At 73.0% G+C, this 577-nt stretch carries 1 protein-coding gene; it reads left to right on the top strand.

Annotated elements, in window-relative coordinates; genetic code table 11:
* Positions 1-577 (top strand): DEAD/DEAH box helicase (locus tag CCN42_RS37945; RefSeq protein WP_143662175.1); only part of this gene is annotated, 577 nt, incomplete at both ends.

The following is a 577-nucleotide window of genomic DNA, read 5'->3' as shown; positions in this document are numbered from 1 at the left end:
CCCGATCCAGGCCGCGACCCTGCCGAACTCCCTCGCCGGCCGTGACGTGCTCGGCCGCGGGCGCACCGGCTCCGGCAAGACCCTCGCCTTCGGGCTGGCCCTGCTGGCCCGTACGGCCGGTCAGCGCGCCGAGCCCCGGCAGCCGCTCGGGCTGATCCTGGTACCGACGCGTGAGCTGGCGCAGCAGGTCACCGACGCGCTCACCCCCTACGCCCGCTCGGTGAAGCTGCGCCTCGCCACGGTCGTGGGCGGGATGTCGATCGGCAGGCAGGCGAGCGCGCTGCGCGGTGGCGCCGAGGTCGTCGTCGCCACACCGGGACGCCTCAAGGACCTCATCGACCGCGGCGAGTGCCGGCTGAACCAGGTTTCCATCACCGTCCTCGACGAGGCGGACCAGATGGCCGACATGGGCTTCATGCCGCAGGTCACCGCCCTGCTCGACCAGGTCCGCCCCGAGGGCCAGCGCATGCTGTTCTCCGCCACCCTCGACCGCAATGTCGACCTGCTCGTGCGCCGCTACCTGACCGATCCCGTCGTGCACTCCGTCGACCCCTCCGCCGGCGCGGTCACGACGATG

The organism is Streptomyces glaucescens, assembly GCF_002154375.1.
Lineage (GTDB): Bacteria > Actinomycetota > Actinomycetes > Streptomycetales > Streptomycetaceae > Streptomyces > Streptomyces glaucescens.
This window is presented reverse-complemented; position numbering and strand designations above follow the sequence as displayed.